The organism is Streptomyces roseolilacinus (assembly GCF_014649335.1).
GTDB classification, from domain to species: Bacteria; Actinomycetota; Actinomycetes; order Streptomycetales; family Streptomycetaceae; genus Streptomyces; species Streptomyces roseolilacinus.
Map to the genome: position 1 here is coordinate 156424 of NZ_BMSV01000003.1, position 21678 is coordinate 178101.

The window sequence follows — 21678 nt, forward strand, 5'->3', positions numbered from 1 at the left end:
AGTTCCGGTGTGTGTCTGAAATTCCATGCAAGAACTTGCGCAAGCTTTGCAGGCCGTCTCATGATTCCCGGCATGGCAAACCTCATGACGCGCATATCGCGCCCCGTTGCCCTCGCCGGCGGAGCCGCGGCCGCCGGGCTCCTCATGGCTCTGACCGCCGCCCCGCCCGCCGTGGCGGCCACCGCCACGACCACGCCTCCGGAGTGCGTGCAGTACTACTCGAGCTGGCGCTACACCGATGTCCACAACGGCTGCGACGTCACCGTCGCCGTCACCGTCGAGTACACCGACGGTCAGGCGGCCCCGTGCCGCGTCATCGAGCCCGGCGCCTGGGCGACCTTCGCCGGGTACGGAACGCAGGCCAATTACGTCACCGGACTGAGGACCTGCGAACCGGCCACGGCGAGCGGCGCCTGACCCTTTGCCTCCCCGGTACCGGGCACGGCTCCGGGCGGCGGCCTCGCCGCCGCCCGGGCCGTACGACCGTGAGGCGGCGCGGCCGCCGCCCGCCGACGTGGTGCGGGTCAGTCGCGCCAGGTGTCCGCGAGGGTGACCTTGCCGTCCGCCGGAACGGTGGCCGTGCGATTGGCGCCGCTCTCCCAGGTGACGTTCCCGGCGGCGTCCTTGCGCACGTACTTGTACGCGAACGTCGTTCCGGCGGGCAGCTCCAGGTCGAGCTTCCAGACCGGGTAGGCCGCCGGGTCCAGCTTGCGGGCGGCAGCCGGCGACCAGGCGCCGAGGGCGGGCACGTCCCCGACCACGTGGATGTTCTGACCCGGCACGGTGGTCGCCGTGACCGCGAAGGAGGCGCCGGTCCGCGTCTGCTGGCCCGCGCAGGGGTTGCCCTGGCCGACGACGCCGCCCTTGACCGTCACGTCCCCCGTGCCGAGGGAGTAGTTCGCGGCGTTGTTGTTGTCCCAGGTGCCGGAACCGTCGTTGAAGGCGGCCTTGAGGCCGGTGGCCGAGCCCAGGGTGACGGACTTCCGCACCCAGCCGGTGCAGGCGGCCTCCATCGCGACGCCGGGAGCCGTGGTCCACGCGCCGCCGGTCGGGGCGTAGTGGAGGCGGTACGCGGACCAGTTCTTCTCGGTGCTGTAGTAGACGGTGGCCACGTTGTCCGAGGGCCTGTCCCCGTCGACCGCCCCGACGTGCAATGCGATCGCGTCGTTGCCCCCGACCGTGGCGGTGAACCTGCCGTCGGAGCCCACGGTGTACGTGGGGCCTGTGCAGCCGCCGCCCGGGACCGGGTCGCCGTGCTGGACGTCGCAGTACGTGCCGGCCGGAAGGGACGTCTGGAAGGTCCGGGTGATCGCGCCGCCCTCGCGGTTGACGACGGCGAACGCCTTGTCGCCGCGGCCGAAGGCGATGGCGTTGTTGCCGTTGTCCCACCAGCCGGTGATGCCGGTGCCCTCGGCGGCGTTGCGGAACGCGACCATGTTGGCGATCTGCCGCCAGGCGTGCTGGCAGGACCAGCCGTTGCTGTAGCAGGCCCTGACGTCGTGGCCGTTGGGAGCGCCGTCGTCGCGGCCGGCGAACTCGTACCCCGAGTGCACCGACGGCGTTCCGTACGGGTGGGCGAGCATGAAGACGTGGGCCAGGGTGTACGCGGCGCCGTCGCGGTAGTTCAGGCCGTTGCCGTTGCGCTCGGTGTCATGGTTGGTGACCATGCTGCCGCTCTGACCGGACGGCATGTATCCCCAGGCCTCGCCGAAGTTCTTGAGGTAGGAGAGCTTCTCGTTGGTGAAGATCCGCTTGAGGTCGCTGGTGTAGCGGAACTCCTGGACGTCACCGTTGCCGAGGTACTCCGTCGGTGAGACGGCCTCACCGGTGCCGAAGATCGCCTCCTGGATCCAGTAGGCGTCGGGATCGGTCAGCCGCGCACGGATGGCGGCGAGGTCGCGCGCGGGGACGTGCTTGACGGCGTCCACGCGGAAGCCGTCGACGCCGAGCGCCGTGAGGTCGTTCAGGTATCCGGCGATCCTGCCGCGGACGTACTCGCTGCCGGTGTCGAGGTCGGAGAGCGAGGGCTGTCCCGGGTCGCCGAGCTCGCACTCCTGGATGTTGTACCGGTCGGAGTAGTTGGTGCCGATCGGGCGGCGGCAGTCGTGGAAGTCGGCGTCGGAGTAGACACCGGGATAGTTGTACTTGCTGTACTGCGTGCCGGCGGTACCCGTGCCCGCCCCGGAGGTCATGTGGTTCAGGACGGTGTCGGCGATGACCTTGACTCCCGCGCCGTGGCAGGTGTCGACCATGTTCTTGAAGGCCGCGCGGTCCCCGAGCGGCCCCTGGATCTTGTAACTGACCGGCTGGTAGGCGGTCCACCAGGCGCTGCCCTGGATGCGTTCCTGCGGCGGCGACACCTGGACGAAGCCGTAGCCCTTGGGTCCGAGGGTCCGGGTGCACTCCCGGGCGATCGAGTCGAAGTTCCACTCGAACAGGACGGCGGTGACCTTCTTGGGCCCGTTGGCACTGGGCGCGGCAGCCGCGGGCTGGGCGGATAAGGCGAGCGTGGGCGCCAGTCCGAGCGTCAGGACGGCGCAGGCGAGTGCTGCGGTGGTCCGTCCGGACGCGGCTCTGCGAGCGAATTTCATGGGGGGAGAACTCCTCGTGCGGATACGGGTGCGGGTGCGGGTGCGCCGAAGCGGCGAGCCGGTACAAGACCCGCTCGCACCACGGCACTTGAAAGATGTTGCTGTAATTTGCTGCAAGCATCGAGCAAGCTAGGGGTGAACTCATTGAGGCGTCAAGGGTTTTGACAACCGTCCCGGCCTCTCGCCGGCCACGGACCGGACGCCCCCGTCGGCCGGGCCCCGAGACACGCCGGGCGCCGGGCACGGTGGGTGGGGTGAGTGCCGGAGCCGGTGTTCCGTGACGGAACTGACCGTCGATTTCAGGCCATGGGGCCGGGCCCACGGTTCCGCCCCGGCGGGACAGGGCCGGCGCCCGGTGCGGCACCGGGAGATCGGCCGGCCACCGTCCACATCGCCGCCACCGGCGTGTGCTCCACCTGCTCCGCGGCACGGCCCCCAGGGGGCACCGCCTCTTCGGAGCCCTGATGCCTTCGAAGAGGGCCGATTGCTCTGTCCTGACGGCCAAGAGGGTCGAGTCGGAACCGTGGTGGTCGACCTGGGAGGCAGGCCGATCGAGAGGCTCGATGACCTCTGGGGCGCCGTGGCTGAACCCCGCGGACCGCCGGAGTGGTTCGTGGCTCTGTCCGCGGGAACGGGCAGCGGATGTGCACCGGTTCGGGAGGCGGCCGCCACCCGAGAGAAAATCGAAATGTTCACGGGTTTCGACAGCAGTACCGGCACGGAGAGGTTGCTGCCGGGTGCGATGGCCGGCACGGTACTGCGGACTCACCGCCTGTCCGGCGTGTCTGGCGTCACCGCGGACGGACGTACGCGCCCTCGACCGTCCGGACAAACGGATGGTCGGGGGCGAGCGTGACCCGGCAGGATGCTCCGCATGACCTTGCCCACCCCCGAGCTGCACACCGCCCGCCTGCGACTGCGGCCGTTCACCGACGCCGACGCGGCGTCGCTGTACGCGCTGCACAGCAGCGCCCACGTGATGCGTTACTGGGACTCCCCGCCGTGGACCGAACCGGCCCGCGCCCAGCGCTTCATCGCGACCTGCCGGACGATCGAGGAGGAAGGCACGGGAGCGCGGGTGGCCGTCGACCGCGTCTCCGACGGCGCGTTCATCGGCTGGTGCGGCCTGACCAGATGGAACCCGGACTTCCGCAGCGCGTCCCTGGGTTACGTCTTCGACGCCGCCGCGTGGGGCTACGGTTACGCCACGGAGACCGCGCACGCCGTCCTGCGGTGGGCGTTCGACACCCTGGACCTGAACCGCGTCCAGGCCGAGACCGACACACGCAACGTGGCGTCCGCCCGGGTCTTGGAGAAGCTCGGCTTCGTCCGCGAAGGCACCCTCCGCGAGGACTGTGTCGTCAACGGCGACGTCTCCGACTCCTGGGTCTTCGGCCTCCTCCGCCGCGAGTGGCACCCGACGGCCGGCCGTTAGGACCGGGACCTGCCCGCCTTCCCGTCCGCGAGATGCTCTGATCCTTGCGCCGAGCGGCACCAGACCACTGCTTGTACGCCTCCGCTTCGAACCCCGGCGGCGCGCCTCCGCAGGCGGTGTCCGACCCGGCGACACGTGCGGTACGTGCACGCAACAGCCTCAACCGTGCGGCGGTGGTCGGCCCATCGCCGACCGCGGCCTGCGCCGGCCCGCATCCATGGCTTGATCCAGGCCCACGTCACGCCGGCGGTCACTGATCGGATGAACACGTCCGATCAACGACGAGCCCACCGAAGAGACGTGCTCTAACCGCGCTCGGGCCAGACGGGGCCCTGATCGGTCCAGGTGACACCTTTGTTGCGGCAGAGGCAGAAGGGGTGACCGATGGGGTCGGTGTAGACGCGGAAGCCGTAGCCGTCGGGACCGACGCAATCCCGCTGCAGGGTCGCGCCGAGGGCCAGGACGCGGCGCTGTTCGGCCTCGATGTCGTCGACTTCGAAGTCGAGGTGGAACTGCTTGGGATGCTCGCTGTCGGGCCACCGGGGGGCGCGATAGTCCTCCACCCGGATGAAGGCCAGCTCGATCTCGCCGAACCGGATACCGGCCCAGTCCTCGTTGCTGCCCTCCTTGACCGGGAGCCCCGTCACCTCGGAGTAGAAGGCTGCCAGCTTCATCGTGTCCGGGCAGTCGATGATGAAGTCGGTGAGTCGTAGCATCCCGCGATCCTGCCACACGATCCCGTGAGCCGGACTACGGGCAGGTCCGGTTCTCGACGCGCCGCAGTTCTCCGAAGTCGCCCTCCAGTCAGGGGGTTTGCCTACGAGGCCGGAGGTTGCTGCCGGCCGGTGTTCGGGGCTGCGGGTTCCCACGGCCGGAACCACGGGGTCGGCCAGGCCTCGGCTGCGGCGAGCAGCGGGTAGAGGGTGGCGCCGTCGATGCTCTCGCGGATGATGTCGGCGTGACCCCCGTGCCGTGCCGTCTCTTCGATCAGGTGGAGCAGGACCCAGCGGACCGACCAGTTCCCGACCTCTTCAGGGAACCACGGAAGGCCGCGCGGTACGGGGACGGCCTGCCCGAGGTCCGGTATGCCGGCGATCACCGCGTCGGTCCGCTCGGCTGCCTCGGCGTACGCGGCCAGGACCCCGGTCAGGCTTTCGTCAGGGGCGAGCCGGAACTCGTCGGCGTCCGACTCGTCCGCCTTCCGCTGCGGCCCGCCTCGTTGCTGAAGGATGAGGTCGGTCCAGAAGAGCTCGCACCGCCCGGCGTGCTTGATCAGCCCACCGATGCTCAGCTCGCCGGCGGTGGCCGCCATCCGGGCCTGCTCGGTGGTCAGGCCGTGCGCGGTGGCGCGCAGCGCGCGCCGCTGATGGGCGAGATACGCGGTCAACGCCGTGCGTTCATCGGTGACGGGTGGGGCGAATCCCGGCATGGCTGGACCCTCTCGATGCAAGAGCTTGCCGCAAGCTTTCAGCGGACTCTATCGCTCGACAGGGGCTGACCACAGGGGTCTTCGGCCGGCGGAACCGCATGCGGCTGGGCGGTGCACGGGTGGAGTGCGGCCCCGGCGGCGGTCGGCATGAAATTTTTTGCGTCATCTTGCAAAGGGGGCCGATGGCCTCTGCGGGGCCGGGACGTAACCGGAGGATGGCGTGACGATGTCGGCCCCAGGGCCTTTCGTCTCCTCCGCACCCGGTCACCCACTGCAAGGCGTTCGGTCTTCGACATTCGCCTTGTGTTCATGTCTTGAATGAACGGTCACGAGACGACCGGGTCAAGTGGCTGAATTGTGCGACCTTTTGAACGGAAGGGACATCTTCGGGCGCCTGGATTCTTCAAGTTGTGTTGAGATGCGGGTGGACGGCGGGTGATACCGGCCCTCCGTGACAGCGACCACCCACCACGTAAGGAATGACATGCTCTTGCTGCGTCATCGGGTTCCGTCCGCCTGGCAGTCGTTGCTGATGCTCGGCGTCCTCCTCGCCGGCCTGCTCGCCGTCACCGCTCCCCCCGCCCAGGCAGCCACGGCGGAAGACGTCTCCGTGACCTTCCGGGTGCAGGCCACGACCGAGGGCGAGACCCTCCTGCTCTCCGGCAACGCGCCGCAGCTGGGCTCCTGGGACCCGGCCAAGGCCGTCCCCCTGGGCACCACCGCAAGCAGTTACCCGCACTGGACGACCAGCGTCCGGCTGCCTGTCGGCCTCACGGTTCAGTACAAGTACCTCAAGCGTTCTCCCACCGGCGTCGTGACCTGGGAAAGCATTCCCAACCGCACCCTGACCGTGTCCCGGAACGAGCCGGCCAACGACGACCGTTGGAACGTCGCCCCCGTGACGGCCGCCTTCCGCGTCACCGCCACCACCACGTGGGGCCAGAACCTCTACGTCTCCGGCAACGTCGCCGACCTCGGCGCGTGGGACCCGGCCAAGGCGCTCCCCCTGACGACCGGTTCCGGCACCTACCCGCTGTGGGACGGCACCCACCAGCTGCCGCCCCACACCACCGTGGAGTACAAGTACCTGAAGAAGAACCCCGACGGCACCATCACCTGGGAGAACGGTGACAACCGCACCGTGTTCACCACGTCCTCCGGCACTGTGACACTCAACGACGTCTGGCGCTGACCCCCGGCACCGCGTCGCCCTTCCGGGCGCTCACCGAAAGCGACCGCGTGCAGGGCCATGGGCCGTGGGCGGGGCCACCCGGCCCCGCCCACGGCCCCGGTGGGTGCCGTACGAGTGGCCGGGGGGATCCGCCCTGCCGGTGGCCGAGGCGCGGGGCGAAGCGCGGCGGCTTCCCCGCTCCGCGTCTCACCTGGAGTCGAAGGTCTCCCGTGCCTTCTCGATCTGGGGCATGTACGTCCGTACCCAGTCCAGGAGGACATCGACGGGAGGGCGCATGGTTTTCCCCAGCGGGGCGATCCGGTACTCCACCGCGACAGGCCTGGAGCTCACGACCTCACGCTCGATGATGCCGTTGCGCTCCAGTCTGCGCAGGGTGGCGGTCAGCGACTTCTGTGTGACCGAGGGGATCGCACGGCGCAGCTCGTTGAACCGGCGCGGCCCCTCGCACAGCTCGCTGAGCACGCTCAAAGACCACTTGTCCAGCACTTGGTCGAGTAGCTCGCGGTGCGGCGCCGGGATGCTCAGTTCGTCGTCGTGGGGAAGGGCGGTATCGGTCATGAAACCTGGTCTCGTTGAAGTGTCCTGCGTCGCCTGGATATCAAAGTTATCCGAGGTCCGTCGCCGGAAGGAGACCACCATGCCCGTTCAACGTCTCACCCCCGAGGGCTTGCTGCAGCCCGCGCCTTACCATCACGTCGCCGTCGCCACCGGCAGCAGACACGTCCATGTGAGTGGGCAGATTTCCAGTCTCGCCGACGGGACACTCGTCGCGCCAGGAGATCTCTCGGGGCAGGTCGGACAGGCGCTGCGGAACACCGCACGCGGTCTCGCCGGGGCCGGCGCGACGTTCGACGACGTGGTGCGGCTGACCGTCTACGTCACCCAGTGGAAGCCGGAGAAGATGGGCGCCTTCATGGCGGGCGTCGAAAGCGTCGCGGACGAGATCGGGTTGCCGCAGCCCCTCCCCCCGGCGTCACTCATCGGCGTCGACTGCCTCTTCGACCCCGGTGTCCTCGTCGAGATCGAGGCCACCGCCCTCGTCGACTGACCGACCGCTCGCACGGGCTCGACCTCCCGGAGGGGGTGAGGAGCTCGCGTTTTCCGGGAGCGTGCGGCTGTGGGCGGACCGCATGCGTCCGGCCGGGCGGGGAGGCCCGGCCCGTTCTCCCCGGTTCGCCACCTGGGGCCCCGCCCGCCCGGCGGTTCCGCTGCCGGTGTGGCCTGCGCGGATCGGTGCGAAGCCCGTGGCGGAGTCGAAGAGCGCGGCCCCCGGCGGCCCGCCGAGCGTCTCCTGGGGGAGACCGCCGAGATCGCCGTCGCCCTCACCGTGGCCGTGACCGGTCCGAAGGCGTGGGAGTTCTCCGGAGGGCCTCTCCGTCCCTCGGTCCGGGGTGGACGCCGGCGGGGGGCCAGGATCGTCCTGGCCCCCCGCCGTGGTGCGGGGGTGTCACTGGAACTGGGCGAAGAACCTCCAGATCTCTGCTTTGGTCCAGGTGGCGACGCCGCTTTCGGCGGGGGAGCCGTCGACCGGACCGGGGATGTGGCCTCCGTCGAACGCGGCCCACTGGACCGGGTATCCGGCACGGCAGCCCGAGTAGACGGTGGTGACGTGCGTTCGGCTGCCCGGCGCCGGCTCGCGCGGGTTCTGGGCGGTGCAGCCGTTGTTGCCGACGAACCTGTCGCGCAGGGACCGTCCTTGCGCGATGGTGAGGACGGAGTCGCTGATGCCGTGGATCCCGAAGTAGGCGATGGGCTGGGTGCCGCCGCTGCATCCGCTGATCTGGGCGCCGGAGATGACCGCGACGGCCCTGAAGACGCCGGCCCGGCTGCACGCGAGCGCGTAGCTCATGCCGCCGCCCCAGCTGAATCCGGTGGCGAAACGCTGTGCGGGGTTGACGCAGAGCCCGCCCTCGATGCGCCGGATCATGTCGTCGACGAAGGTGACGTCCTCACCGCCGGAATTGGCCCAGCCGTTGCCGAGGCCCTGGGGGGCGACGAGGATGGCGCTGTTGTTCGACTGCTCCTGTTGGCCGTAGTAGGCCCAGGCGTTCCCGCTGGTGCCGCCCGAGGCGACGTCGCCGGCGGTTCCGCCCCGCCAGTGGAACGCGAAGATCAGCCGGTAGCGGTGGTTGCTGTCGTAGTCGGCGGGAACCCTGAGGATGAAGCTGCGGCTCTTGCCTCCGCTCTGGATCGTGTGCGTACCGCTCGTCAGGGTCGGGGCGGTGCCGCACCCGCCGCCGCCTCCGGACGACAGCTTGACCAGCTGCCACTGCTGGTTGGCGCCGCCCCAGTCGGTGTACTGGACGACGTTGCCGCCGTCGGTGGTGGAGGCGCCCTGCACCTCCACCGCCTTGCCGCTGGCGCGGTTGATCAGCCGGACGTGGCCCGCGTCGGAGTCGGCCAGGCGGAACTGCTGGTTGGCCCCGTTGTGGTCGGCCCACTGCTGGATCGCGGCGCCGTCCGCGGTCGAGGCGCCGGCCACGTCGAGGACCTTGCCCGAATGCCGGGCCTTGAGGCGGTGGAAGCCGCCGCCGGAGTCCACGAACTGCCACTGCTGGTGCGCTCCGTCGTTGCGCGTCCACTGACCGACCCGCGCGCCGTCGGCGGTGGACGCGCCGGAGACGTCCAGCGCCTTGCCGCTGTTGCGGTTGACCAGGACGTACCAGGCACTGGTGTCCACCGTCGCCGCCTCGGCGGGCGCCGGATCCACCGCGGTGAGCATGCCGATCGCGAGGGTCGCCGCCACCACGGCGGCGATCCGGGACCACCAGCGTTGTCTTCCGGGCGGGGCGGGAGAAGCCGCACCGTAGGCCGTCATCGATTCACCCTTTCGTCTGTGGCGGGGTCCCCTCAGGTGCGGGTCCAGCGCTGGTTGCCGCCGTTGGAGCAGGAGTAGAGCTGGATCAGGGTGCCGTTGGCGGTGCCGCTCGCGGCGGCGTCGAGGCAGAGGCCGGACTGGACGCCGACGATGGTTCCGTCGGAGCCGAGGCGCCACTTCTGGTTGTCGCCGCCCCAGCAGCCGTAGATCTGGACCTTGGCGCCGTTGGCGGTGCCGGCGGCGTCCAGGCACTTGTTGCCGTAGACCCTGAGCTCACCGGCGGCGGTGTACGTCCACTGCTGGTTGGTGCCGCTGTGGCAGTCCCACAGGTGGAGCTGGGTGCCGTCGGTGGTGCTGGTGCCGGGCACGTCCAGGCAGCGGCCCGAGGCGACGCCCTTGATCTGGCCGGACTCCGCGGGGGGCGTGGTGGAGCCGCCGTTGAGCGCGTTGAGGACGGCGGTGTAGGCGGGCTTCTTGCTGCCGTCGTTGTTGAACAGCAGCGGCGTGTGCTCCGGTCGCCAGGAGTCACCGTCGCGCACGCCCCAGACGGTGATGCCGAGGCAGCGCGGGACGGCCAGGCAGTCGTTGGTCACGGCGGCGTAGGTCGAGGCCGGGGCGCCCTGGATGTCGAGCTCGGTGATGGCCACGTCGACGCCGAGGGCGGCGAAGTTCTGCAGGGTGGTGCGGAAGTTGCTGTGGTAGGGGCTGCCGCTGTTGAAGTGCGACTGGAAGCCGACGCAGTCGATCGGCACGCCGCGCTGCTTGAAGTCCCGGACCATGGCGTACATGGCCTGGGTCTTGGCCCAGGTCCAGTTCTCGACGTTGTAGTCGTTGTAGCAGAGCTTGGCGGCCGGGTCCGCGGCGCGCGCGGTGCGGAAGGCGACCTCGATCCAGTCGTTGCCGGTGCGCTGCAGGTTGGAGTCGCGCCGGGCTCCCGTGCTGCCGTCGGCGAAGGCCTCGTTCACGACGTCCCACTGGGCGATCTTGCCCTTGTAGTGGCGCATCACGCCGTTGATGTGGTCGATCATCGCCTGGCGCAGCGTGCTGCCGCTGAGATTCTGCATCCAGCCGGGCTGCTGGGAGTGCCAGGCCAGGGTGTGGCCGCGCACCTGCTTGCCGTTCTGCACCGCCCAGTTGTAGACGCGGTCGCCGGCGGTGAAGTTGAACTGGCCCCGCTGCGGTTCGGTGGCGTCTATCTTCATCTCGTTCTCGGCCGTCACCGAGTTGAACTCGCGGTTCGCGATCCCCGTGTACGTCGGGTCGCTCAGCCTGCCCGAGGCGATGGCGGTGCCGAAGTAGCGGCCGCTCTGCGCCGCCGCGGCGCCGAGCGTGCTCTCGGCGGCGTGCGCGGCCGGCGGCGCGACCAGGGTGGCGGTCGCACCGAGGACGCCGACGAGCAGCGCCGGCAGCAGGCCGCGGATCTTCCGGCGGACCGTGGGTCCGCGAAGGGCGTACGAGCCCATGGTGGTGCCTCCAAGGTAGGGGTCACGGAAGGACTGAAGCGCGGGGGAGTGCGTCGTCCGCTGCTCCGCGGCAGACGGACGGGACGGGCCGGGGTCCGGGCGGCGCGGGATCACCGGGCACCGCGGTCACGGGACCGGGGCGATCGCAGCCGGCACGGGCCGCGCCCGGTCGGCCCTCGGGTGACGTACGGCGGACGGCGGCGGTGTTTCGGCACGGGCATGGGGGTACTCCCTCGCGGCTCAGCCGGGGGACCGCCGCGCGGCGTCGCGTACCTCTCCGACTGCGGGAGAGCCAGGACGCGCGGGTGCGGACCTCACCGGAACGAAACGGGGTGGCGCGGGTGCTGTGGTGCGCGGATCTGTCGTGCAAGGCGGAGAGTCCGAGCCGGTTCGACATTTCGAACCATGCCCGGTTCTCAGACAGCGATGATTGGGGTGGTGACGAAGGCCGTCAATACTCTCCACAGGAAAAGTTTCTGTTATATGGACGGTACTTTCGAAGTCGCGGTGCGCTGTCGCCGATGGCGCCGTAGGGCCTGAGATGAGAGCAGGAGGAGCGGGCGGAGGCCCTTGCGCGGCTTCTCTCCTTCGCGTTCACCCGTGGGTTGGCGGGCTGTGGCGCACATCTCCGGAGCCTCGTAGGACATCGGTTCCGAAAGAACGCCGGCACAGGAGTGCGTTCGGGGTACGGAATGCGAAATGTTTCGGCAGCGATAGCGATATACGCGAGAAGCATTGACGCCGCCCCCCGGATCCCTATCATTCAGGTTGCTCGACACTTCGACCCGTGTTCGATATCGCGAACGGGCCGAAGTGGCTCCCTCGCACAGTACGGCGACTCCCGGTCGCACCGCCCGAAGCAGGAGCCGCAAGGAGTCGTACCGCATGCGCGGCGGTTCTGACGACGCCCGGGACCGCGACGGCCCACTCGGCGCGGCCCACGCCTGCACCCGGGCACCCACGCCGCCCGGAAGCGCCGGGGCCACCGGTCTTTCGGAAGGCCGTGAAGGACCGGGAAGCCGCAAGCGGTCCGTCGTGGTGCTCACGGACCGCCGCACACCGCACCAGACCGACAGTCCGGTCGGCCTCGGACGAGACCGACCGGAACCGCCCACTCGAGGTTGAGGACATCCCCATGCACACAGGAAGTTCCAGCCGCAGGCATCCGTCTGCGGTGCTCGCCGCCGTGGTCGCGGCCCTGGCCGCGTTGGCGGCGATGCTCGTGGCCGCCCCGGCTCAGGCGGCTTCCAGCGGCGCCTTACGCGGTGTCGGTTCCGGCCGGTGCCTCGACGTGCTGGGCGCCGGCCAGACCAACGGCACGTACCTGCAGATCCACGACTGCTGGAATGGGACCAACCAGCAGTGGACGTTGACGGACGACAGTCGGCTCACCGTGTACGGCGACAAGTGCCTGGACGTCCCGGGCCACGCCACCACGGCCGGCACCCGGGTGCAGATCTGGAGCTGTTCCGGCGGCGCGAACCAGCAGTGGCGGGTGAACGCCGACGGCACGGTCGTCGGTGTGGAGTCCGGCCTGTGCCTGGAGACCGCGGGCGCCGGCACGGCCAACGGCACGGCGGTGCAGATCGGGACGTGCAACGGCGGCAGCAACCAGAAGTGGACCGGCCTGACGCCGAACGCGCCGGGCACGTGCTCCCTTCCGTCGACCTACCGGTGGAGTTCGACGGGCGTGCTGGCGCAGCCGGCGAACGGGTGGGCCGCGGTGAAGGACTTCACCACCGTGACGCACAACGGCAAGCACCTGGTCTACGCGTCCAACTTCTCGGGGACGTCGTACGGCTCGATGATGTTCAGTCCCTTCACGAACTGGTCGGACATGGCGTCGGCCGGCCAGATCGGCATGAACCAGGCCGCGGTGGCGCCCACCCTGTTCTACTTCGCGCCCAAGAAGATCTGGGTGCTGGCGTACCAGTGGGGTGCGTGGCCCTTCATCTACCGCACGTCGAGCGACCCGACCAACCCCAACGGCTGGTCCGCTCCGCAGCCGCTGTTCACCGGCAGCCTCCCCGACTCCGACACCGGCCCGATCGACCAGACCCTGATCGCCGACGACCGCAACATGTACCTGTTCTTCGCCGGTGACAACGGCAAGATCTACCGGGCGAGCATGCCGATCGGGAACTTCCCGGGCAACTTCGGCTCGTCGTACACGACGATCATGAGCGACACGAAGGCCAACCTCTTCGAGGCGCCGCAGGTCTACAAGGTCCAGGGCCAGAACCAGTACCTCATGATCGTCGAGGCGATGGGCGCGAACGGGCGCTACTTCCGCTCCTTCACGGCCTCCAGCCTGAACGGCTCGTGGACCCCGCAGGCCGCCACCGAGAGCAACCCCTTCGCGGGCAAGGCCAACAGCGGCGCCACCTGGACCAACGACATCAGCCACGGCGACCTGGTCCGCAACAACCCCGACCAGACCATGACCATCGACCCCTGCAACCTGCAGTTCCTCTACCAGGGCAAGTCCCCCACCGCGGGCGGCGAGTACAACCGGCTGCCGTGGCGGCCGGGCGTCCTCACCCTGCGGCGCTGACCCTCCCGGCCCGCAGCGGCCGTGGGGTGGCGCGGTCCGCGGGCGAGCGGTTCCCGATGCGGGCCGTTCCCCTGCCGGCCGGCACCCACCGGATCGAGGAATCCCGACCGTGCCGCGGTCGGGGTTCCTGCCGCCCCCGGCGCCGTCGTCGCGGCCCGTGCGCCCCGATGGCGACGGCATCGGCGCGCCGGCCATCGCCGGGCGCCCGCCGGCGCGACCGGATCGAATCCGCGCGGCCCCAGCGCGCCGCGCGGATTCGATCCGGTCCAGGGCGGTCCCGCCCTCCCGGCACACCCTTTCCGCGACCGCCGTGACACACGGGCGCCCGCCCGGCTCTCCGGCCGGGCGGGCGCCCGTGTGTGCGGTGAGCGGGCCGCGTCCTTCCGGCGGCGCGTCACACGGAGCGCGTGGCGGCGAGCGGGCCGGTGGCGGTGGGCGTTCGGCCCGCGGACGTGTGTCCCGCGTGGTCCGCTCGGCCGGTTTCCCGCCGTGGAGCGGGTGGAGCGGGCGGCCGCGGACCTCGTCGAGCCCTTGCGCCCCGCGGGCCGCCGCCCGCCCGCGGACCCGGACCCTCGCCGTACGGCCGCGCGGGCGCCGGTCAGGGGGAGAGCACGGCGGCGAGCATCCGCCGGACGATCGGGGTCAGCTCGGCCGCGTCGGGCACCGGGCGGGTCGCGGCCGTCGCGCCGGCGAGCCGGTCGTACAGCAGGCCGTCGGTCCAGGCGACGAGCAGGTCCGCCGCCGACGCCGGATCCGGGGCGCCGAGCGCCGCCAGCAGGGTGGCTGCCCTGGACCGCGCGGCGAGACCGGCGGTCTGCAGGTCGGCGCGCAGCTCCGGGCGGCGGGTCGCCTCCAGGCTGAGTTCGAAGCGGGCGAGCTGGCGGTCCCGCTCCGCCGTCAGCCAGTGGTGCAGCAGGGAGGCCAGAGCCTCCGCGGCGGAGTCCGGATCCGGGCGCCCGTGCTCCGCTTCCCACCGGTCCACGTCGGCGACCGACAGTTCGGCCAGGCGGAGGTAGCAGGCGCTGATGAGGGCGCTGCGCGTGCGGAAGTAGTACGACGTGCTGCCGGCCGGCAGCCCCGCCGCGGCGTCGACCGCGCGATGGGTCAGGCCGCGCAACCCGGCGGCGACCACGGTGCTGATGGCGGCGTCGGCGATCAGGTCTCGGCGATCAGGGAGGGACACCCCCCGAACTCTACAGGTGTAGAGTGCGGAACGTCGGCCTCTACACCTGTAGAGGCGACGTGCCGGCGAGTGAGGAGGCGGTCCACATGGGTGTTCGTCATGCTGTCGTGGCCGGAGGTGGAATCGGAGGCCTGACGGCGGCGGTGGCCCTGACCCGCCGCGGATGGCGCGTGACCGTGTGCGAACGGGCTCCCGCCCTCACGGGCACCGGCGCCGGCATCATGCTCGCCCCCAACGCGCTGCGCGCCCTGGAGTCGATCGGCCTGGGCCCCGAGACCTGGGCGGGTGACGCCCTGTCCGATCAGGTCGGGCTGCGCACCCCCGACGGCGCGTGGCTGAGCCGCCCCGACGGCGGCGCCCCGTCCACCCGCCACGGGCTCCCCCCGCGCGCCGTGCACCGCGGCTTCCTCATCGAGACCCTCGCCGCCGCCCTGCCGCCGGACACCGTACGCCTCGGTGTGTCGGTGACCCGTGCGGACGACGCCGGGGACACGGTGGTCGCGCGTACGACGGCGGGCGACCTGCGTGCCGACGTCGTCGTGGCGGCCGACGGCATGCGCAGCGCGCTCCGCGGGCAGCTCTTCCCCCGGCACCCGGGGATCCGCCACGCCGGCGAGGCCGGATGGCGGGCGGTGTTGCCCGGCACCGGCCTGCCTCCCCAGCCGGCAGCCGAAACCTGGGGCGCGGGCGAGCGGTTCGGCGTCGTCCCCCTCGTCGACGGCAGGCTCTACGTCTATGCCACCGCCGTCACCGGCACCGGCCCCGCCGCGCGGCCGGCCGACCACCACGCGGAACTGACCCGGCGCTTCGGCGCCTGGCACGATCCGATACCCGCGCTGCTGGACCGGCTGAACCAGCAGAACCCCGACCCGGTCGCCATACTCCACCACGACTTCCATGAACTGGCCTCGCCGCTGCCCCGGTTGCACGCCGGCCGGGTGGCCCTGCTCGGTGACGCCGCCCACGCGATGACGCCCAACCTGGGCCAGGGCGGCTGCCAGGCCATCGAGGACGCGGTGGTCGTGGCGCATCTCCTCGCCGGCGACGCCGACGTACCGGCCGCGCTCGCCGCTTACACGAAGGCCAGGCGGCGGCGAACCACCCGTATCAGCCGCCGCTCCCGACGCATGGGTGAACTCGCCCGGCTCTCCCACCCCCTTGCCGTGTCCCTCCGCGACCTCGCCATCCGGGCCACGCCCCAGGCGGTCGCGTCGAGGGCCCTGGACACGGTCCTCGGCTGGCAGCCCCCGTCCGGCTCCGCCCCCGTACACGCCCCCGCCGACGTCAAGGAGCAACGATGAACACCACCGCCACCCCCCGCCCCCTCTCCCGGGCGGACTCCGTACGGCCCTTCACGATCGGCGCCTATGGCTTCGTCTTCCTGGGCACCGGCCACCTCGCCCTCTCCACCGTCGAGGCGCTGGCCACCCGGACCCCGGAGCGACGCGAACTCGACACGGCCATGCGGGAATCCACCTTCGCCCTGCTGGGTCTGGAACGCACGGTCCTCGACCTCTTCAACGGCATGAGCATCGCCATGGCGTTCTTCGCCGTCACCTGCGGCCTGCTGATCCTCGCCGCCGTCCGGCACGCCCCCGCGCTCGTCCAGCGCCGCACCGCCTTCGGATGGACGGCCCTCGCGGTCTCCCTCGCCGTCCTGACGGTATCCGTCCTCCTGCTGCCCCCTCCGCCGATCATCGTCCTCACCGTCACCAGCTGCGCCTTCGCCCTGTCGTTGCGCAGGGCGGCCGCCCCCTCCGCCCACGAGGCGGCGGTCGCGTGACGCGGGCCGCCGCTCGGTGCAGCGCGGGGCCGACCACCCAGGTGGCGGCCCGCCCCCGGTGCCACCGGCCGCCGTGCTCCGCCTCCCCCCACGAGCCGTCGAGGAAGGGGCCGGGCCTGCGGCGGTAACGGCAGGGCCTCGCGCCGGCGTCGCCGCGCACGCCATCGGCGGCACCGGACCGCGCCAGGCCCTGCGGTGCGCGGTCCACGGCGGTGAGGCCGGCGCGGATGCCCGACTCGGCCGGTGGCTCGGTACCGAGACATCACCGGGAAGCCGGAAGGGGCGCGTCCTGTTTCCCGCCTGGCCGTGGTCGGACGTGTCCCAGGCCGCGGCCCCAACGGGCCTGGACCCGGGGAGCGGAGCGCGCCGCCGGGCCGTGCGGCCGGGCGCGCCTTCCGGAGCGAGGCGCCGGTGGCGGCCTACCCGTTCGGGAGGCCGGTACGGTGCCGGTGTGCAGGGCGGGCGCGGGGCTGCGGGCGGGGGAGTGGGGCCGGTGGTCCCTGTGCCGACGGACGTGGTGGGGGTCGCGGCGGTGCGGCCGGGGCGGTGGCGGTGGACCACCGGGAAGGGGAGCGGGGGACCGATGGACGGGAAGTGCCTCGGAGTCGTGGAGATCGCGGCGGGAGCGGTCCTGTCCTGCCTGTACTTCTTCGAAGTCATCGCCACGGTTCCCTACTCGATCGCGGCGGTGATGGTGGGGGGAGGACTCATCGTCTCCGGCGCACGGCGCATGCGGGCCGGCTGACCTCGCCCCGCGCGGCGGCCGGCAGGCCCCGGTCCTGAAGTGGCGTGCTCCCGGGCCGGGTCGGTGCTCTCGCGCCGCGGGACGGGTCGGCCGGGCGGCGGGGTGCGCGGCGGCTTCGGAGCCGCTCGTGCGCGGCGGTCCGGCCCGCTGTCCTGCCGGACGGTCCGGTCCGGGGTGGGGGAAACGTCCGTCCCGGTGGCGCGTCGGTCGGGTGGTCCTGGTGTCGTGCGGCCCGGCGGTCGCGGGTCGTGCGGTGTGAGGGGGCCGCTCCGGGAGGCCCCCACCCGGGCGGGGCCATGACGCGTACCACGGGATCCCGGCGAGGGGCCGGGCCGGCCGGCGGCGGGGCCGGTCCCGGCGTCGTGGTTCCGGTCCGGGGAGGCGGCCGGCGCGATCCGGAATCCGGTGCGGGAGGTGCCGGCGCCCGGTCGGTGAAAGGCGCGTGGCCGGCGAAAAGGGCAGCGGACGATACCGGCCGCGAGCCGGGGGACCGGGGGCGGGAAGAAGATCGAATTCCATAAGCGGAACATCGTGGCGGACGCCTTCGCGCCGCCTCCGGTCGCCCCCCTCGAACGATCAAGGATGCTTTCCCGCGGCCGCGTCCCCGGCGGCCTCCGGACCCGATTCGCGGCGGGGTCGCGGCGGTGGTGTCAGCTTGATGACAAAGCATTGATCGCGGAGCGTGGTCATGTCTACCGTGACTGCGATGTTGAGACACGGCAGCTCGTGAAAGCGGATCGCGTGTAAGCGGGGGAAGCGTTTGCAGATTTTGCGTCGATGCCGGATGGCAGGCCAGCAGAAATAACAGATCTCCTTCTGTTTAGCTCTACGGACAGTTGAACGCGTGGCGAATAGCGCCCGTTCAAGCATGGCGAGTTGGAGAAGCGTGAACATCTATATTTCTGGGCGCGGCGCTTTTGCGGTACAGGTTGCGGAAGCTCTCGATGACGCCGGACACGTCATTCTGGGAGCCGCCTCTCCCTCGTTGCGCAAGGGGCGTACGGACGACAGTGACCCGATGTCGTGGGACCGCCTCCGGGCCTGGTCGTTCCCGCGGGACATCCCGTGGACGGAGGCGACCGAACTCCGGGAGCACCACATACCCGAGAAGGTCGACATCATCGTCGCCGCGCATTCCCACGCCTTCATCGGACGCAGGACCAGGGCGAGGGCCAAGGTCGCCGTCATCGGCTACCACCCGAGCCTGCTGCCGCTGCACCGCGGCCGGGACGCCATCCGCTGGACCATCCGGGACGGCGACCGGGTGACCGGCGGCAGCGTCTACCACCTGACCGAGCGCACGGACGGCGGCCCCATCGCGGCGCAGGAGCACGTGCTCGTACCGCCGGGGGCGACGGCCGAGAGCCTGTGGCGCGAGCAGCTCGCGCCGCTCGGCGTGCGGCTGCTGCTGCGCGTGGTGAACGACCTGGCCAACGACGTCCGCATCGAGGTGCCGCAGGACGAGAAGCTGGCCACGTGGGAGCCCTCCATGGACTCGGCCCCCCTGTACAAGCCCGAGCTGATCGCCCTGCCGGGCAACGTCGCCTCCACCGCCGACAAGTGGGCCCTCATCGAGCGGTGAGCGGCCGGCGCCACCGGGTGCCCCCGACGACAACACCCGACAGGAGGTCTCTTCGACATGTCACCGGACCACAAACTCGTAACCGTCGACGTCCTGGACGAGCAGGTACTCCGCGATCTCTTCGAGCTCAAGTGCGTCGCCGTCCGTGTCCCCGAGTTCTACGACGCCACGTACTCCAAGTCCCTCGCCGACCTGCTGTACCAGGAGATCGACAGCTCCGCCGGCGCCGGAATCTACGAAAGCAACATCGACTCCTTCTGGAACGTCACCAAGGACGCCGAACGGCGTGAGCGCTACTTCAACGTGGCCCTCCCCCTGCAGCGCCGGCTGCGCCGGCTGAGCGCGCCCCACCCGTCGCCCGTCGACCTGCTGCGGGTGGCCCTGGACGAGAATTGGCCCGGCGGTGCCACGCTCATGTCGATGGGCGGCCGCAAAATGCCGTTCGGCATCACCAGGCTGTGGCGCACCGGAAGTGAGGGACTGCCCCACCAGGATGTGCTGCACCGGGAATTCGACGACCCGATGGCGCACGCCATGGTCGGCCAGCTCGGTGTGAACATCTACCTCGACACGGCGGACGAGGGCGGCGAACTGGAGACCTGGGACCACACCATTTCCGACGAGGAATACGCGGGTATGGCGGACCGGTATCCCGGAAGTTACGGATATCCGCGCGACATCCTCCCGGACGAGGCCGTGCTGATCGCCCCCCAGCCCGGTGACCTCGTGCTCATCAACACCGCGTGCGTGCACGCCATCCGCAAGATAACCACCGGCCGCCGGATCACCGTGTCGGGCTTCGTCGGCAACCTCGGTCCGGACCTCCCCCTGCGCTGCTGGAGCTGAGCGTGACCCTCACTTCTTCCTCCCTCCCGAGCGAGATCGCCGACCGGCTGCGCGGCGTCGAGCTGCCCGAACCGCTGGGCTTCGGCCGCCTCATGGCACCGGTCATGTCCCTCGCCTACTACCGCGACGGCGCCTGGGAGACCCCCCGGCTCACCGGGCTCGACCCGCTCCAGCTGGCCCCGCACACCCAGGCGCTCCACTACGGCCAGGCCATCTTCGAGGGCATGAAGGCGTACCGGAACCTCGGAGACTCCCCCGCGGACGGCCCGTCGCTGCTGTTCCGCCCGTACGAGCACGCCCGCCGGTTCAACCGGTCGGCGGCGCGCCTGGGCATGCCCGAGCTCGACGAGCAGGTGTTCGTGCGGGCCCTGGAGGAGCTGGTCGCGGTCCTGGAGCCGCTGGTGCCCGGGCAGCAGGGCCAGTCCCTCTACCTGCGGCCGACCATGTTCGGCGCCACCGCCGACCTCTCGGTCGTCCCGTCCACCGAGTTCTGCTTCCTGGTGCTGGCCACCCCGTCGGACGCGTTCTTCACCGCGCCCATCTCGGCGTGGATCGAGCGCCACTACAGCCGGGCCGGGGCCGGCGGCACCGGCTGCGTCAAGGCGGCCGGGAACTACGCGGCGAGCTTCGCCGCGGCCGCCCCGCTCCGCGAGAACGGCTTCCAGCAGCTGCTCTGGCTGGACGCCGTGGAGCACACCTACCTCGAAGAGTTCACCGCGATGAACGTCTTCGTGCGGCGCGGCGAGACCCTGCTCACCCCGCCCCTCTCGGACACCATCCTGGCCGGCATCACCCGCGACAGCCTGCTCCGGCTCGGCCCGTCCTTCGGCCTGCGGATGGAGGAGCGGCAGATCGACGTCCACGAACTGACCGACGCCATCCAGGCCGGCGAGGACGTCGAGGTGTTCGGCTGCGGCACCGGCGCGGTCGTCGCGCCGGTCGAGCTGATCGGCGACGAGACCGGGCTGCGCCTGCCGCTGCCCGCCCAGTCCACCGCGCTGGAACTGCGCAAGCGGCTGCTCGACATCCAGCACGGCATCACCCCGGCGCCCGAGGGCTGGCAGTGGCCCGTCGGCGCCCTCCCCGACGGCCCACAGGCGTAAGGCGCGGATACCGATGAGTCAGACGACCAGCGAGCACACGAACGAGACCGGCGACGGTGTCCTGTACGTCGTCGTCACCAACCACGAGGAGCAGTACTCCGTCTGGCCGGCCTACCGCGAGGTCCCGCCGGGCTGGCAGGCCCGCACTCCGCCGACCGGCCACCAGACCTGCCTGGAGTACATCAGGGAGCACTGGGTCGACATGCGCCCCCTGAGCCTGCGGGAGCGGGAGCGCCGCTCGTGATCCTGTTCTGCGTCCCGTTCGCGGGAGGCGGTACCGAGGCGTTCGCCGGTTGGCGGGAGGAACTCGCGCCGGTGGCCGACGTGCGGGTCGCGGAGCTCCCGGGCCGCGGCACGCGGATGGGCCGGCCGCTGATCGAGGACATGCCGACGCTCGTCGCCGACCTGGAGGAGCAGTGCGAGGACCTGTCGCAGGGTCCCTTCGCCCTGCTCGGCTACAGCTTCGGCTCGTACGTGGCGTACGCGCTGACGCTGCGCCTGGCCGACCGCGGCCGGACCCCCCGCCGGCTCTTCGTCGGCGGGTCCCGGGCGCCCTTCCTGCCGCCGCGTGACCCGGCCCGTCACCTGATGACGGACGCGAGGCTCATCGCGGAGCTGCGGGAGATGAACGGCACCGCCCCGGAGGTGCTCGCCAGCGCGGAGCTGATGGCGATGTACCTGCCGATCCTCCGCGCCGACTTCAAGGTCGTCGAGACCTTCCCGCCCACCCGGGAGCCGGTGCCCTGCCCGCTGACCGTGTTCGGAGCGAGCCGCGACGCCTTCGTCCCGACCGGTGACCTGTCCGCCTGGTCCCGGCTCGGCGACGACGGCACCGAGGTGCGCGTCTACGACGGAGACCACTTCGTCATCCGCTCCGAGCGATCCCGAATCTGCCGTGCGGTGCGCGCGGACCTCACGCTCGACGCACTGAACGCGGCGTCCTGACCCTGACGA

Annotated in this window: 20 protein-coding genes; 13 read left to right on the top strand and 7 right to left on the bottom strand. The window is 71.2% G+C overall.

The features are described 5' to 3' along the window. Nucleotides 1-72: 72 nt before the first annotated feature. A complete protein-coding gene (locus IE106_RS08195; RefSeq protein ID WP_229840175.1) occupies nt 73-417 on the top strand; it encodes an alpha-amylase inhibitor in 345 nt (114 codons plus the stop codon). A gap of 107 nt (nt 418-524) precedes the next feature. Here IE106_RS08195 and IE106_RS08200 read toward each other — a convergent pair whose 3' ends face one another. Beyond that, nucleotides 525-2591 (bottom strand): carbohydrate-binding module family 20 domain-containing protein, encoded by a 2067-nt coding sequence (locus IE106_RS08200; RefSeq protein ID WP_189531469.1) that lies wholly within the window; start codon nt 2589-2591, stop codon nt 525-527. Between the two features lie 874 nt (nt 2592-3465). Here IE106_RS08200 and IE106_RS08205 point away from each other — a divergent pair. Further along, a complete protein-coding gene (locus IE106_RS08205) occupies nt 3466-4026 on the top strand; it encodes a GNAT family N-acetyltransferase (RefSeq protein WP_189531471.1) in 561 nt (186 codons plus the stop codon). Between the two features lie 305 nt (nt 4027-4331). On the opposite strand, the gene IE106_RS08210 is transcribed toward IE106_RS08205, so the two are convergent. Beyond that, on the bottom strand, nt 4332-4742 hold the full coding sequence (locus tag IE106_RS08210) for a VOC family protein (protein ID WP_189531473.1): 411 nt from the start codon (nt 4740-4742) through the stop codon (nt 4332-4334). 101 nt (nt 4743-4843) lie between these two features. After that, on the bottom strand, nt 4844-5455 hold the full coding sequence (locus IE106_RS08215) for a DinB family protein (protein ID WP_189531475.1): 612 nt from the start codon (nt 5453-5455) through the stop codon (nt 4844-4846). A gap of 484 nt (nt 5456-5939) precedes the next feature. Here IE106_RS08215 and IE106_RS08220 point away from each other — a divergent pair, with 484 nt between their 5' ends. After that, on the top strand, nt 5940-6647 hold the full coding sequence (locus tag IE106_RS08220; RefSeq protein WP_189531477.1) for a CBM20 domain-containing protein: 708 nt from the start codon (nt 5940-5942) through the stop codon (nt 6645-6647). A gap of 186 nt (nt 6648-6833) precedes the next feature. Here the strand turns inward: IE106_RS08220 and IE106_RS08225 are convergent, their stop codons facing one another. Continuing rightward, on the bottom strand, nt 6834-7205 hold the full coding sequence (locus IE106_RS08225; RefSeq protein WP_189531479.1) for a winged helix-turn-helix transcriptional regulator: 372 nt from the start codon (nt 7203-7205) through the stop codon (nt 6834-6836). A gap of 79 nt (nt 7206-7284) precedes the next feature. On the opposite strand from IE106_RS08225, the gene IE106_RS08230 reads away from it, so the two are divergent. Then, on the top strand, nt 7285-7695 hold the full coding sequence (locus IE106_RS08230; RefSeq protein WP_189531481.1) for a RidA family protein: 411 nt from the start codon (nt 7285-7287) through the stop codon (nt 7693-7695). 399 nt (nt 7696-8094) lie between these two features. On the opposite strand, the gene IE106_RS08235 is transcribed toward IE106_RS08230, so the two are convergent. Together IE106_RS08235 and IE106_RS08240 are read right to left on the bottom strand one after the other, a co-directional pair. After that, entirely contained in the window at nt 8095-9396 is a 1302-nt protein-coding gene (locus tag IE106_RS08235; RefSeq protein ID WP_189532206.1) for an RICIN domain-containing protein, read from the bottom strand. Nucleotides 9397-9497: 101 nt separating this feature from the next. Continuing rightward, a complete protein-coding gene (locus IE106_RS08240) occupies nt 9498-10928 on the bottom strand; it encodes an endo-1,4-beta-xylanase (protein ID WP_189531483.1) in 1431 nt (476 codons plus the stop codon). Nucleotides 10929-12063: 1135 nt separating this feature from the next. Between IE106_RS08240 and IE106_RS08245 the strand changes: the two genes are divergently transcribed. Continuing rightward, nucleotides 12064-13482: a non-reducing end alpha-L-arabinofuranosidase family hydrolase gene (locus IE106_RS08245; RefSeq protein WP_189531486.1), complete on the top strand. Its 1419-nt coding sequence runs from the start codon at nt 12064-12066 to the stop codon at nt 13480-13482. Nucleotides 13483-14080: 598 nt separating this feature from the next. On the opposite strand, the gene IE106_RS08250 is transcribed toward IE106_RS08245, so the two are convergent. Further along, nucleotides 14081-14665 (bottom strand): TetR/AcrR family transcriptional regulator, encoded by a 585-nt coding sequence (locus tag IE106_RS08250; protein ID WP_189531489.1) that lies wholly within the window; start codon nt 14663-14665, stop codon nt 14081-14083. 86 nt (nt 14666-14751) lie between these two features. Here IE106_RS08250 and IE106_RS08255 point away from each other — a divergent pair, with 86 nt between their 5' ends. The 8 genes from IE106_RS08255 (at nt 14752) to IE106_RS08290 (ending at nt 21669) form a co-directional block, all read left to right on the top strand. Then, nucleotides 14752-15966 (top strand): FAD-dependent monooxygenase, encoded by a 1215-nt coding sequence (locus IE106_RS08255; protein ID WP_189531490.1) that lies wholly within the window; start codon nt 14752-14754, stop codon nt 15964-15966. Further along, entirely contained in the window at nt 15963-16448 is a 486-nt protein-coding gene (locus tag IE106_RS08260) for an LIC_13387 family protein (RefSeq protein WP_189531492.1), read from the top strand. Before IE106_RS08255 ends, IE106_RS08260 begins: the two co-directional genes overlap by 4 nt. A 583-nt stretch (nt 16449-17031) precedes the next feature. Then, the gene (locus tag IE106_RS08265; RefSeq protein ID WP_189531494.1) at nt 17032-17193 is read left to right on the top strand and encodes a hypothetical protein; all 162 of its coding nucleotides are present in this window, start codon (nt 17032-17034) and stop codon (nt 17191-17193) included. A gap of 1018 nt (nt 17194-18211) precedes the next feature. Next, on the top strand, nt 18212-18775 hold the full coding sequence (locus IE106_RS08270) for a formyltransferase family protein (RefSeq protein ID WP_229840177.1): 564 nt from the start codon (nt 18212-18214) through the stop codon (nt 18773-18775). Nucleotides 18776-18832: 57 nt separating this feature from the next. Next, complete coding sequence (locus IE106_RS08275) at nt 18833-19621, top strand: 2OG-Fe(II)-dependent halogenase WelO5 family protein (protein WP_189531498.1); 789 nt, start codon at nt 18833-18835, stop codon at nt 19619-19621. Between the two features lie 2 nt (nt 19622-19623). After that, entirely contained in the window at nt 19624-20724 is a 1101-nt protein-coding gene (locus IE106_RS08280; RefSeq protein ID WP_229840180.1) for a branched-chain amino acid aminotransferase, read from the top strand. Nucleotides 20725-20737: 13 nt separating this feature from the next. Then, complete coding sequence (locus IE106_RS08285; RefSeq protein WP_189531505.1) at nt 20738-20968, top strand: MbtH family protein; 231 nt, start codon at nt 20738-20740, stop codon at nt 20966-20968. Then, nucleotides 20965-21669 (top strand): thioesterase II family protein, encoded by a 705-nt coding sequence (locus IE106_RS08290; RefSeq protein ID WP_189531506.1) that lies wholly within the window; start codon nt 20965-20967, stop codon nt 21667-21669. The genes IE106_RS08285 and IE106_RS08290 overlap by 4 nt, the downstream gene beginning before the upstream one ends. The last annotated feature ends 9 nt before the right edge of the window (nt 21670-21678 follow it).